Origin of the sequence: Serratia sp. G204Y, from assembly GCF_051172435.1 — a bacterium.
In the GTDB taxonomy this organism is placed as follows: Bacteria; Pseudomonadota; Gammaproteobacteria; order Enterobacterales; family Enterobacteriaceae; genus Serratia; species Serratia sarumanii.
Map to the genome: position 1 here is coordinate 170,414 of NZ_JBPIZA010000004.1, position 13,630 is coordinate 184,043.

The 13,630-nt window shown below is 62.7% G+C and carries 8 protein-coding genes; 2 read left to right on the plus strand and 6 right to left on the minus strand.

Annotation, left to right across the window (positions count from 1 at the left end; translation table 11 throughout):
* Positions 1–10 precede the first annotated feature (10 nt).
* From ACSBQQ_RS19105 to purL, 5 genes are all read right to left on the minus strand, one after another.
* Positions 11–1,633, minus strand: a complete 1,623-nt coding sequence (locus ACSBQQ_RS19105) for an NAD+ synthase (protein ID WP_025303930.1) — start codon at positions 1,631–1,633, stop codon at positions 11–13.
* Positions 1,634–1,762: 129 nt separating this feature from the next.
* Positions 1,763–3,103 carry a two-component system response regulator GlrR gene (gene glrR, locus ACSBQQ_RS19110; protein ID WP_033635613.1) on the minus strand — a complete coding sequence of 447 codons (1,341 nt, stop codon included), beginning with the start codon at positions 3,101–3,103 and terminating at the stop codon, positions 1,763–1,765.
* Positions 3,100–3,972, minus strand: coding sequence for a two-component system QseEF-associated lipoprotein QseG (gene qseG, locus ACSBQQ_RS19115; RefSeq protein WP_051917635.1), 873 nt, complete (start codon positions 3,970–3,972; stop codon positions 3,100–3,102). The genes glrR and qseG overlap by 4 nt, the downstream gene beginning before the upstream one ends.
* Positions 3,973–3,975: 3 nt before the next feature.
* Positions 3,976–5,412 (minus strand): sensor histidine kinase, encoded by a 1,437-nt coding sequence (locus ACSBQQ_RS19120; RefSeq protein WP_033635614.1) that lies wholly within the window; start codon positions 5,410–5,412, stop codon positions 3,976–3,978.
* An 886-nt stretch (positions 5,413–6,298) separates the two neighbouring features.
* The gene (purL, locus tag ACSBQQ_RS19125) at positions 6,299–10,192 is read right to left on the minus strand and encodes a phosphoribosylformylglycinamidine synthase (protein WP_195903466.1); all 3,894 of its coding nucleotides are present in this window, start codon (positions 10,190–10,192) and stop codon (positions 6,299–6,301) included.
* A gap of 274 nt (positions 10,193–10,466) precedes the next feature.
* On the opposite strand from purL, the gene mltF reads away from it, so the two are divergent.
* Complete coding sequence (mltF, locus tag ACSBQQ_RS19130; protein WP_004941352.1) at positions 10,467–11,927, plus strand: membrane-bound lytic murein transglycosylase MltF; 1,461 nt, start codon at positions 10,467–10,469, stop codon at positions 11,925–11,927.
* Here the strand turns inward: mltF and tadA are convergent, their stop codons facing one another.
* Positions 11,928–12,434, minus strand: a complete 507-nt coding sequence (gene tadA / locus ACSBQQ_RS19135) for a tRNA adenosine(34) deaminase TadA (protein WP_033648933.1) — start codon at positions 12,432–12,434, stop codon at positions 11,928–11,930. It lies immediately after the preceding gene.
* Between the two features lie 117 nt (positions 12,435–12,551).
* Between tadA and ACSBQQ_RS19140 the strand changes: the two genes are divergently transcribed.
* Positions 12,552–13,616 (plus strand): DUF2157 domain-containing protein, encoded by a 1,065-nt coding sequence (locus ACSBQQ_RS19140; protein WP_060428986.1) that lies wholly within the window; start codon positions 12,552–12,554, stop codon positions 13,614–13,616.
* The last annotated feature ends 14 nt before the right edge of the window (positions 13,617–13,630 follow it).

A 13,630-nucleotide genomic window follows, 5' to 3' on the forward strand; every position in this document is an offset into this window, starting at 1 on the left:
TTCTTTCCTTTTACCAATTTTTGCGGCCAAAACCGGATGTGATGGGGTAGCGGCGGTCTTTGCCGAAGTTACGGGCGGTTATACGCGGCCCGACGGCGGCCTGACGCCGCTTGTATTCGTTGATGTCCACCAGGCGGATCACCTTGCGCACGATCGCTTCGTCGAACCCTTCGGCCACCAGATCGGCAACCGACTTGTCGCGCTCAACGTAGCCTTCCAGGATCGCGTCCAGGATATCGTATGGCGGCAGGCTGTCCTGATCGACCTGATCCGGCGCCAGCTCGGCGGACGGCGGACGATCGATCACCCGCTGCGGGATCACGTAGGAGACGGTGTTACGGTATTCGGACAGCTTGAACACCAGCGTTTTCGGCACGTCCTTCAGCACGTCGAAACCGCCGGCCATATCGCCGTACAGCGTGGCGTATCCCACCGCCATTTCGCTCTTGTTGCCGGTGGTCAGCACGATGCTGCGGCGTTTGTTGGACAGCGCCATCAGCACCACCCCGCGGCAACGCGCCTGCAGGTTTTCTTCGGTGGTGTCGCGCTCGGTGCCGGCGAACATCGGCGACAGCTGGCCCATAAAGGCGTCGAACATCGGTTCGATGGAGACGATATCGAACTCCACGCCGAGGATTTCCGCCTCTTCCTTGGCGTCGGCGATGCTGATGTCCGCGGTATAGCGGAACGGCATCATCAGCGCCTGCACCTTGTCTTTGCCCAGCGCATCTACGGCGATCGCCAGCGTCAGCGCCGAGTCGATGCCGCCGGACAGCCCCAGCACCGCGCCTTTAAAGCCGTTTTTGGTCACGTAGTCGCGCACCGCCAACACCAGCGCCTGGTACACCTGCGCCAGCTGCGGCAGCTCGGCGGCCGGATCGGCCATCGGCACCACGGCCAGCTCGTTGAATTCCAGGCGGGTCACTTGCTCGTCGAAGGCCGCCAGACGGTGGGTCATGGTGCCGGCGGCGTCGAAGACCTTGGAACAGCCGTCGAAGATCAGCTCATCCTGGCCGCCGACCTGATTGAGGTACACCAGCGGCAGCTGGGTGCGCTGGCAGTGGCCGGCCATCAGGGTTTTGCGGATATACGGCTTTTCGCGGTTATACGGCGAGGCGTTGATCGACAGGATAATTTCCGCGCCGGCCGCCTTGGCGGCGTCAATCGGCTCAGGGAACCACAGATCTTCGCAAATCAGCAGCCCCAGACGGTAGCCTTTCAGTTCCACCACGCAGGTGTCGTTGCCAGCGTGGAAATAGCGCTTCTCATCGAACACGCCGTAGTTCGGCAGCTGCTGTTTAAAGTAGCGGGTCAGCAGGCGGCCTTCGGCGAACAGCGACAGCGCGTTATACAGCTTGTCGCCTTCGCGCCACGGGTGGCCGACCAGGATCGCGGTCTCGGCGGAGGCCTGCTGCAGGCGCAGCAGCTGCGCGTCGCAGCGCTGATAGAAGTCATTGCGATACAGCAGATCTTCCGGCGGGTAGCCGGACAGCGCCAGTTCGCTGAACATGACCAGATCGGCTCCCGCCTTCTGCTGCTCCTGCACGATTTGCAACATGCGTTCGGTGTTGCCTTCAATGTCGCCGACCAGCAGGTTCAGCTGGGCCAGGGCGATGGAAAGTGATCTGCTCATTTGTGTACGATCCCGCTTAATACGTTCCATGGTGCTCTACGCCGGGCGCGCCGCGGCAAAGAGAACGGAGTGTAAATCATTCCGCCGGATTTGTTGAGAACCTGCGTGGCAGGCACCGGCGGCAAACTGTCATTCTTTAAAATCGTTGGCGTCCAGCTCGTGGCGCGACAGCAATTTGTAAAACTCGGTGCGGTTGCGGCCCGCCATGCGCGCGGCCTGGGTCACGTTGCCCTTGGTGATCTGCAACAGCTTGCGCAGGTAGTGCAATTCGAACTGGTTGCGCGCTTCGGCGAAGGTCGGCAGCGCGGTGTTTTCCCCTTCCAGCGCCTGCTCCACCAGCGCTTCGCCGATCACCGGCGCCGAGGTCAGCGCCACGCACTGCTCGATGACGTTGACCAGCTGGCGCACGTTGCCCGGCCAGCTGGCGGTCATCAGCCGCTTCATGGCGTCGGTCGAGAAGCTGCGCACGAACGGCTTGTGCCGCTGGGCCGCTTCGCGCAACAGGTGGTTGGCCAGCAGCGGGATATCTTCGGCGCGTTCGTTCAGCGCCGGGATCTTCAGGTTCACCACGTTGAGGCGATAGTAGAGATCTTCGCGGAACTCGTTCTTCGCCATCGCCTTTTGCAGATCGCGGTGGGTGGCGGAGATGATGCGCACGTCAATGTCCAGATCGCGGTTGCTGCCCAGCGGCCGCACCTTGCGCTCCTGCAGCACGCGCAGCAACTTCACCTGCAGCGACAGCGGCATATCGCCGATCTCGTCGAGGAACAGCGTGCCGCCCGCCGCCGCCTGGAACAGCCCTTCGCGGCTGCTGACCGCGCCGGTAAAGGCGCCCTTGGCGTGGCCGAACAGTTCGGACTCCAGCAGCTGCTCCGGCAGCGCGCCGCAGTTGATGGCGATGAACGCCTTGCCGGCGCGCGGGCTGGCGGCGTGGATCGCCTGCGCCACCACCTCTTTGCCGGTGCCGCTCTGGCCGTTGATCAAGACGCTGACGTCGGACTGCGCCACCATTTTCACCTGCTCCAGCAGGCGCAGCATCAGCGGGCTGCGGGTGACGATATCTTCGCGCCAGGCGTCGTCGCCGGCCGGGGTGGCCGACAGCGCGAGCGCTTCGTCGATCGCCTTGTACAGCGCATCGCGATCCACCGGTTTGGTGAGGAAGCTGAACACCCCCTGCTGGGTGGCGGCCACCGCATCGGGAATCGAACCGTGCGCGGTGAGAATGATCACCGGCATGCCCGGCTGATGCTTTTGGATCTCGGCGAACAGCGCCATGCCGTCCATCTCGTCCATACGCAGATCGCTGATCACCAGATCGATCTGTTCGCGCGCCAGCAGGCGCAGCGCTTCCTGGCCGCTTTCGGCGGTGGTGACGTGAAAACCTTCGCTGGTCAGACGCATGCCCAGCAGCTTCAGCAGGCTGGGATCGTCGTCAACCAAGAGCAGGTTGGCCGGTTTGCGTGCGGTCATTGCGCGTGAGACTCCTTATTGGCAGGGGGCGGCGTATAGGTGTCTTCCGGTTCAACCGGCAGCGCAGTGCCCTTTTCCGGTTCGTCCTGCGGCTCAGCCCCTTTCGCGGCCGCGCCGTTTTTACCGGCGGCTTCGCCCTTTTGCGAGCCTGTGTTGTTTTCCGGGATTTCCCCTTGCAGCTGCTTGCGCGAAGAGAGCTGGCGCTCGATGTCGGTCAGGTTTTCCAGCTTGCGCGAGGTGTCCTGCAGCTGCGATTGCAAGCGCGCCTGGCTCTGGCGCAGCGAATCGATCTGGCTGTCGCTGCTCTCCTGCAGATGCTGATAGCGCGCTTTTTCATCGAACAGCGTGATCTGCAGCATCTGCTGCTGGCGCCACAGCTGCGTCAGCGGCCGCAACGAGCCGGGGAACTCCATTCGGTAGCTGTTGATCCTGTCGATCATCTGGCGGCGCTCGCCGGAAGTCGGCTGCGCGCTGCCCAACAGGATGCTCTGTTTGAAAACGCCGGACCAGCTGTCGCCAGGCACCGTTTTCGCCAGCGCGCGCGCCTGGGTCGACCCAATGCGATCGGCGCAGTCCATCGCGCGCAGCCAGTAGAGCGCGTTATCCAGCGCGTCCTTGTCGTCCAACTGCCACAGGGTATCGCAAGCCGCGGTGCGGTAATCGATCACCTTGGTATCCGGGATCGCCTCTTGCTGCTGAGCGTTCAGGCCGCCGCTGACGGCGCGATCGACGCAGCCCGCCAGCAACAGCGGCATAAAGAAGACGGCGCCCAACCAGCCGATCGGGCGTTTGCCGAGCGGCGTCCTGTGCGTGGCACGCGGTGAACCTTCGGTCTGTGAAAGACGAAGTCGCTTAGACCATGTGTACATTATTTATTCATTCTCGGCGGTTAACGGCAATTCAATGCGGAAGCAGACGTCTGCACCGGCGACCGTCGCCAGTTGCAGCTCACCGCGCATGCGACGGATACAGTCCTGAGCGATGCTCAACCCCAGTCCGCTTCCTTTTACCGCCCCTTTTCGCTGGTGACTACCCTGGAAAAAAGGCTCGAAAATCATGGCTCTTTCAGCCTCGGGGATCGGCGTGCCGGTATTGGCGACGTCGATTTGCACCCGTTGTCCAACCTGACGGCTGCGGATCCAAATGTTACCGGATTCCTTGCCGTAGTGCACCGCATTGGAATAGAGATTATCCAGCACGCGCATTAATAGCGTAGGCTCTGCCCAGCAGATTTCCGCCTCCAGCGCAATTTCGGTGGAAATCATCTTCGCCCGCGCCGGCAAACTGTGCGCGGCGACCACCAAATCGACCATTTCGCGCAGCTCGACGTTCTCATGTGCCGCCGGGCCATCGGCCAGTTTGCGGTTGTAATCCAGCAGCTGTTCAATCAGCTGCTGCAGATGGCGGCTGCTGTTGTCGAGGATCGTCACCACCTCTTTCTGATCGGAAGTCAGCGGCCCCGCCACCTCGTCGGCCAGCAGCTCGGTGCCTTCGCGCATGCTGGCCAGCGGCGTTTTCAGCTCGTGCGAGATATGGCGCAAGAACTCGTGGCGCTGCGATTCCAGCCACGCCAGCCGCTCGCTCAGCCAGATAATGCGCTGCGCCAGGGAACGCAGCTCGCGCGGCCCTTTGAACGACGCGGTGCTGCCCAGCGCGCGCCCTTCCCCCAGACGGTTGATCATCCGCTCCACGGCCTTGACCGGCCCGATGATCATGCGGGTGAACAGCACCACCAGCAGCACGCTGACCAGGAACAGCAGCAGCGCCTGCCAGCCGAAGAACTGGCCGCGCTCGGCGATGGCCTGCTGCAGCTGCTGGCCGCGCGAGAACACCACCGCGCGCGTGGCCTGCACCATTTCGGCGTTGGAGCGCGAGAACGACTCGAGCAAGGCGGAAGCCTCTTGATCCGGCCCGCTGTTATGGCATTTGATCGCCGCCAGCTGGGTCAGCAGCTGGCGCAACGTTTGATAATAGCGCTCGTCCGGCAGAATCGGCGCATGGGCGTCCAGCATCTGCGAATACTGCTTGCGCTGGTTCTGATACAGCTTTTGCAGCGTGGGATCGACCAGCACGCAGTACTGACGATAGCTGCGCTCCATCTCCAGCGCCACGCTGGTCATCGCCTCGCTGCGCCGCGCGTCCACCAGCGTGGTGCGGTTGATGTCCGCCGCCTGCGCGCTGAGGTGATCCAGGCTCTGGTAGGCCTGATAGGCCAGCACCAGCAGCGGCAGCAGCACCAACAGGAAGGCCAGCAGCACCAATTGCCGCAGCGAACGGGGGAATAAACGCCATCTTTTCAACGAAATCATCTCATTCTCTCAGCTCTGTCACGATGCTAACTGACTAGCCGGAAAGAGAAAAGCCCGGCAAGGGAGAATCCTGAACGCGCAAGGAAAAAGCCGCGGGATCGGTGAACCGCGCCCATAGGCCTGGCCTGCCGACGGCATGCGGCCCCGGCAACATCAACCGGTGCGAAAACGAGAGTGTGGGGATAGCGTCTGCGTTCGAGAGCATAGGCAACGCAACAGGGATAAGCGCAGCGTTGAGAATTGACATCGGGGCAAGAAACTTGCCCCAACGCAAGGAAAGTGTGGATGCCCTTAAACCTCGTCCCCAGGGTGATGTAGCGCAGCGGCTGGCATCGAACAGGACGAATAGCATCCGTAAGTATCCAGGATTGATGAACCCTTCATCACAGTTGGATACAGGCGGTGCCTCACTCCACGTGTCGCCCGATGCTTGATAAAGCCGCTTGCACGGTCTGTTATCGGTTTGGTTGGACGATAGGCACCATTTCTTTGGCATCATTCGGAGGCTTATGAGGCGATTTGCCGTCTAATTACGGCGCCGTCATAAAAAGGTGAATGAGCAGCCGCCGAGAATAATGCACGTTACGTGCCAACTTTGCAATAAAAATAATAACCAGATGATTTTATTAAAAAATAAGATTATATCAGCAAATTTCTTTGTGCATCACGCCCCGATGAGCGATGAAAAAAACGCCGCGCTGTCGCCAAATGCAGACAACTAAAGTCAAACCCATTTACCATTAATAAAATCAAATAGTTAAATGTCTCCATTTAGCGACAGGGAAAATAGCGCCTGTCGCAAAATGCAGACACTGCCGCCAGACGGCGAACGCCGGCCATAAAAAAGGGCGCAATTGCTTGCACCCTCTGTACGGCGGTGGCCGTTTTAGCCCAGCTGCTTACGGGCGTTGCGGAACATGCGCATCCACGGGCTGTCCTCGCCCCACTCTTCCGGGTGCCAGGAGTTGCTGACGGTGCGGAACACACGTTCCGGGTGCGGCATCATCACCGTGGCGCGCCCGTTGGCGCTGGTCACGGCGGTAATGCCGTTCGGCGAACCGTTCGGGTTGGCCGGGTAAGTTTCCGTCACCTGACCGGCGTTGTTGACGAAACGCAGCGCCACCAGGCCGTGGCTTTCCAGCGCGGCCAGATGCGCCGCATCGCGCACTTCAACATGCCCCTCGCCGTGGGAAACGGCGATCGGCATGCGCGAACCGGTCATGCCCTGCAGGAACAGAGACGGGCTGGCCGCAACTTCCACCAGGCTGAAACGCGCCTCGAAGCGATCCGACAGGTTGCGCACAAAGCGCGGCCAGTGTTCGGCGCCCGGGATCAGCTCGCGCAGGTTGGACATCATCTGGCAGCCGTTGCACACGCCCAGCGCCAGCGTCTGCGGACGGTGGAAGAACGCTTCGAACTCGTCGCGCACCCGCTCGTTGAACAGGATAGACTTCGCCCAGCCTTCGCCGGCGCCCAGTACGTCGCCGTAAGAGAAGCCGCCGCAGGCCACCAGCGTGTGGAAGTCCTGCAGATCGCGGCGCCCCGCCAGCAGATCGCTCATGTGCACGTCCACCGCATCAAAGCCGGCGCGGTGGAACGCCGCCGCCATTTCAACGTGGGAGTTCACCCCCTGCTCACGCAGCACCGCCACTTTCGGGCGAGTGCCCTTGGCGATGTACGGCGCGGCGATGTCTTCCTGCGGTGCGAAGGTCAGCTTCACATTCAGGCCGGGATCTTGTTCATCCTGCTTGGCCTGATGTTCCTGATCGGCGCACGCCGGGTTGTCGCGCAGGCGCTGCATCTGCCAGGTGGTTTCCGCCCACCAGGTGCGCAGTGTATTGCGGCTTTCGCTGTACAGCGCCTGGCCGTGTTGGGTGATGACGAAACGATCGCCGGCCTGCACGCTGCCGATGTGATGCACATTGTCGGTCAGACCGTGCTGAGCGAACGCCTGCTTCACGTCGTCGAGACGTTCGGCGCTCACCTGGATCACCGCGCCCAGCTCTTCGTTGAACAGCACCGCCAGCGCATCGTCGCCGAGGCCGTCGAGGTTGACGTCCACGCCGCAGTGACCGGCGAAGGCCATCTCCGCCAGCGTCACCAGCAGGCCGCCGTCGGCGCGATCGTGGTATGCCAGCAGCGCGCGATCGGCCACCAGCTGCTGCATGGCGTTGAAGAAGCCCGCCAGCTGCGCGACGTTGCGCACGTCGGCCGGCTTGTCGCCCAGTTGGCGATAAACCTGCGCCAGCGCGGTGGCGCCCAGCGCGTTATGGCCGTTGCCCAGGTCGATCAACAGCAGCGCGCTGTCGCCCTTATCGGTGCGCAGCTGCGGCGTCACGGTGTGGCGCACGTCCTCCACGCGGGCGAAGGCGGTGATGACCAGCGACAACGGCGAGGTCATTTCACGCTGTTCGTTGCCTTCCTGCCAGCGGGTCTTCATCGACATGGAGTCTTTACCCACCGGGATAGTGATGCCCAGCGCCGGGCACAGTTCTTCGCCCACCGCTTTTACCGCTTCGTACAGGCCGGCGTCTTCGCCCGGGTGGCCGGCGGCGGCCATCCAGTTGGCGGACAGCTTCACGCGCTTCAGGCTGCCGATCTCGGTGGCGGCCAGGTTGGTCAGCGCTTCCCCGACCGCCAGGCGGCCGGAGGCGGCGAAGTCCAGCAGCGCCACCGGCGCGCGTTCACCGAGCGACATCGCTTCGCCGTAATAGCTGTCCAGGCTGGCGGTGGTGACCGCGCAGTCGGCCACCGGGATCTGCCACGGGCCGACCATCTGGTCGCGCGCCACCATGCCGGTAACGGTGCGGTCGCCGATGGTGATCAGGAAGGTTTTCTCCGCCACGGCCGGCAGATGCAGCACGCGTTTCACCGCGTCGGCCAGCGTGATGTTCTCGCGCTGCACCGCCTCGCCGCTCGCCTGCAGGCGGGTGACGTCGCGGGTCATTTTCGGCGTCTTGCCGAGCAGTACGTCCAGCGGCATGTCGATCGGCTGGTTGTCGAAGTGGCGGTCGTTGAGCGTCAGGTGCTGTTCTTCGGTCGCTTCGCCGATCACCGCATAAGGCGCGCGCTCGCGGCGGCAGATCTCGTCGAACTGCGCCATCTGCGCCGGGGCGATCGCCATCACGTAACGTTCCTGCGATTCGTTGCACCACACTTCCAGCGGGCTCATGCCCGGCTCGTCGTTGAGAATATCGCGCAGCTCGAAGCGGCCGCCGCGGCCGCCGTCGCTCACCAGCTCCGGCATGGCGTTGGACAGGCCGCCGGCGCCGACGTCATGGATAAACAGGATCGGGTTCTGATCGCCCAGCTGCCAGCAGCGGTCGATCACTTCCTGACAGCGGCGCTCCATTTCCGGGTTGTCGCGCTGCACCGAAGCGAAGTCCAGATCGGCGTCGGACTGGCCGGACGCCATCGACGAGGCCGCGCCGCCGCCCAGGCCGATATTCATCGCCGGGCCGCCCAACACCACCAGCTTGGCGCCGACGGTGATTTCCCCTTTCTGCACGTGATCGGCACGGATGTTGCCGATGCCGCCCGCCAGCATGATCGGTTTGTGGTAGCCGCGCAGCTCAACGCCGTTGTGGCTGTTGACGCGCTCTTCATAGGTACGGAAGTAGCCCAGCAGCGCCGGACGACCGAATTCGTTGTTGAACGCCGCGCCGCCCAGCGGGCCTTCGGTCATGATATCCAGCGCGGTGACGATGCGTTCCGGCTTGCCGAAATCCTGTTCCCACGGCTGTTCAAAGCCGGGAATACGCAGGTTGGACACCGAGAAGCCCACCAGGCCGGCCTTCGGCTTGGCGCCGCGGCCGGTAGCCCCCTCGTCGCGGATCTCGCCGCCGGAGCCGGTCGCGGCGCCCGGCCACGGCGAGATCGCCGTCGGGTGGTTGTGGGTTTCCACCTTCATCAGGATGTGCGCGTCTTCCTGATGGTAATCGTAGGTGCCGGTCTCCGGCGCGGCGAAGAAGCGGCCGACCTGCGAGCCTTCCATCACGGCAGCGTTGTCTTTATACGCCGACAGCACATAGTCCGGCGTCTGCTCATAGGTGTTCTTGATCATTTTGAACAGCGATTTAGGCTGCTGTTCGCCGTCGATGATCCAGTCGGCGTTGAAAATCTTGTGGCGGCAGTGCTCGGAGTTGGCCTGCGCGAACATATAAAGTTCGATATCCGTCGGGTTGCGCCCCAAACCGGTAAAGGCATTCAGCAGATAGTCGATCTCGTCCTGCGCCAGCGCCAGGCCGAGCCGGACGTTGGCCTGCTCCAGCGCGGCGCGCCCTGCGCCCAGCACGTCGACCGACTGATACGGCGCCGGCTGATGGTGCGCGAACAGCTGTTCGGCCTGTTGCAGTTCGCTGAAGACGGTTTCCATCATGCGATCGTGCAGCAGCGCGGCGAGCTGCCGCCACTGGGTTTCCGTCAGCTCGGGCGCCTTGACGTAGAACGCCAGGCCGCGCTCCAGGCGCACGACCTGCTGCAGACCGCAGTTGTGGGCGATGTCGGTGGCTTTGGAAGACCAGGGAGAAATGGTGCCCGGACGCGGCGTAACCAGCAGCAACCGGCCTTCGGGGGCGTGTTCGGCGAGAGAAGGGCCGTACTTGAGCAGCCGCTGAAGCTTGGCGTGTTCTTCGGCACTGAGCGGTGCGCTAACATCGGCAAAGTGGACGTACTCGGCGTAGATATCACTGACGGGCAGGTGAGCGTCCTGGCAGCGGGACAGCAGTTTGGTAATGCGAAAAGCCGATAAAGCGGGCGAACCACGCAGAATTTCCATAATCAAAGTTCTCTCGTCTTCGAAGCGACGGATAAGACGCTTCATTGGGCGCAACAGGGGAAAACGCGCGTCATTATAGAGAATCCTCGCCGCCGACGAAACCGTTTGCGTAGGGATAATTGATAAAAGCGTGCCGCACCGTCGAATTGTCATAACGTGTCAATAAAGTTGCACACTGGCGTTTTGTTGCGCAAAATGCCCCCGCACTGGTGATTTAACCATGAGAAAAGTCGCGGTTATCGTCGCCGGCGTACCTGTGCCACCACTGGATAACTATTTGAAACGTCTTAAAATAAACTACATCCTCATCGGCGTTGTCACCCTGCTTCTGGCTCTCGCGCTGTGGCCCAATATCACCTGGCGCAGCGGCCAGGGCGGGCAACTCCAGGAGATCATTTCCCGCGGCGAGTTGCGTATCAGCACGCTGAACTCCCCGCTGACCTATTTCAACACCAAGCAAGGGCCGGGTGGGCTCGACTACGAACTGGCGAAGCGCTTCGCCAACTACCTCGGGGTGAAGCTGGTGGTGATCCCCCATCAGAACATCAATGACCTGTTCGACGATCTGGACGACGACGACGCCGACCTGCTGGCGGCGGGCCTGATCTACAACCAGGAGCGCCTCAGCCGCGCGCGTACCGGCCCGGCCTACTACTCCGTTTCCCAACAGCTGGTGTACCGGCTGGGCACCCCGCGGCCGAAAAGTTTCGCCGACATTAAAGGCAAGCTGGCGGTCGCTTCCGGTTCCGCGCACGTCAGCACCCTCAAGCAGCTCAAACAGGATAAATACCCGGATCTCGCCTGGGAGTCCTCCAGCGATCTCACCTCCAAAGAGCTGCTGGAGCGAGTGGCCGACGGCAAGCTGGACTACACCCTCGGCGATTCGGTGACCATCGCGCTGCTGCAGCGCATCCATCCGCAGCTGGCGGTGGCGTTCGACGTCACCGACGAAGAGCCGGTTACCTGGTATCTGAAACGCGACGGCGACGACAGCCTGTACGCGGCGATGCTGGACTTCTACAGCCAGATGGTGGACGACGGCACCCTGGCGCGGCTCGAAGAGAAATACCTCGGCCACGTTGGCAGCTTCGACTATGTGGACACCAAAACCTTCCTGTCGGCCATCGACTCGGTGCTGCCCAACTTCCGCCCGCTGTTCGAGAAGCACGCCAACGAGATCGACTGGAAGCTGCTGGCGGCCATCGCCTATCAGGAATCGCACTGGAATCCGCAGGCCACCTCACCCACCGGCGTGCGCGGCCTGATGATGCTGACCCGCGCCACCGCCGACGGCCTCGGGGTCAACGACCGCCTCGATCCGGAAGAGAGCATTCAGGGCGGCGCCCTTTACCTGCAGCGGCTGATGGCCAAGGTGCCGGACAGCGTGCCGGAAGACGAGCGCATCTGGTTCTCGCTGGCGGCCTACAACATGGGCTGGGGCCACATGCTGGACGCTCGCAAGCTGACCAAGACGCAAAAAGGCAACCCGGACAGCTGGGTCGACGTCAAGCAGCGCCTGCCGATGCTCAGCCAGAAGCGCTACTACCCGCAGTTGACCTACGGCTATGCGCGCGGGCGTGAAGCCTACAACTATGTAGAAAACATTCGCCGCTACCAGGTCAGCCTGGTGGGCTATCTGCAGGAAAAAGAGAGAAAGGCAGCGCAAGCGGCCGCCGAGCAGGAGGCGTTGGGGAAAGGCTACCCGACGGTGATGCCGGAACTGGCGCTCAACTACTGATTATTCCGGCTTATCCGCCGCCCGCTGCGCCAGCCTGAGCGCTTTTTTCTGTTCGCGGCGCAGGCGGAAGAAATTGCTCAGGGTGGCGGCGCACTCCTCCGCCAGCACGCCCGAGACGATCTCCACCTGATGGTTCATGCCCGGATGGCGCAAAATGTCCACCAGCGAACCGGCCGCGCCGGTTTTCTCGTCGGCGGCGCCATACACCAACCGGCGGATGCGGCTGTGCACCATCGCCCCGGCGCACATCACGCACGGCTCCAGCGTGACGTACAGCGTGGCGTTCAGCAGACGGTAGTTTTGCAGCACCGCGCCGCCCTGGCGCAGCGCCATGATCTCGGCGTGTGCGGTAGGATCGTGTCGGCCGATCGGGCGGTTCCAGCCCTCGCCGATGACCTGATTGTCCAGCACCAGCAGCGCACCCACCGGCACCTCGCCCTCTTCCTGCGCGCGCAGGGCCAGCTGCAATGCCTGACGCATCCAGTACTCATCGTTATATTCAGTCATCGCATAATTCCTCGTGCGCTTTTGCGGCGGGCATTATACACACTAGCCCTCCTTTGTCGTAGCCGCCCGCCAATGGCTATACTGGCCGAATCAGCATGTGATTCAGGGACAAGAAGCATGAAACTCAGTAAAAAGAACGCGGTCGTGGTGCGCAAGGCGCTGGACGGCTGGGTGGGAGAAGGCGCCTTGACGGCCGAACAACGGCAGCAGCTGCTGCAGCATGTGGCCGTGCAGCCTTTCGACTGGCGGCGGCTGGCGCGCTATGCGTTTCTCGCCGCGCTGGCCTCGCTGCTGATCGCCGTCACCAGCCTGTTCGCCGACAGCGAACTGCTTGCATGGCTCAGCGGACTGTTCCGCTTCGACGCGCCGGTGCGCATGGCGATCGCCGGCGTACTGGCGGCACTGGCCTACGTCTGGGCGCTGCGTCGCCGCCGGCGCCACCCGGAAAAACGCTACGGCAATGAGGCGGCGCTGTTTGTCGCCGTGTTGCTTACCGCCTGCGCCTTATGGCAACTGGGGGTCTGGCTGGATAACGGCAGCGGCCGGGTTTCCGTGCTGCTGCTGTTCGCCGCGCTGCTGTACGGCGCGATCGGCTGGTTCAGCCGCTCCGGGTTGGTATGGTGGTTCGCCCTGCTGTCGCTCGGCAACGCCTTCGGCGCCGAGACCGGCTACCTGTCCGGCTGGGGCGCCTACTGGCTCGGCATGAGCTACCCGATTCGTTTTATCGCCTTTGGCGCGGTGCTGATCGCCGCCGCGCTGCTGCTGCGGCCGCTGTTGGCGCAACGCGGCCTGCAGCGGGTGTCGCTGGCGATGGGCCTGCTGTATCTGTTTATCGCCCTGTGGCTGCTGTCTATCTTCGGCAACTACGGCGACCTCGACAGCTGGTACCGCGCGCGCCAGATCGAGCTGTTCCACTGGAGCCTGCTGTTCGGGCTGGCCGCCCTCGCCGCCATTTGGCTGGGATTGAAGCATGACGACGCCATGCTGCGCGGCTTCGGGCTGACCTTCCTCGGCATTAACCTGTATACCCGCCTGTTCGAGTTTTTCTGGGACAGCATGCCGAAGGCGGTTTTCTTCGCGCTGCTCGGCCTGAGCTTGTGGGCACTGGGGCATTATGCGGAGAAGATTTGGCAGCTGGGGCGCAAGCCGCACGACGTGACCGACGACCGATCGCGGTACTGATAAAAACAGCAAGG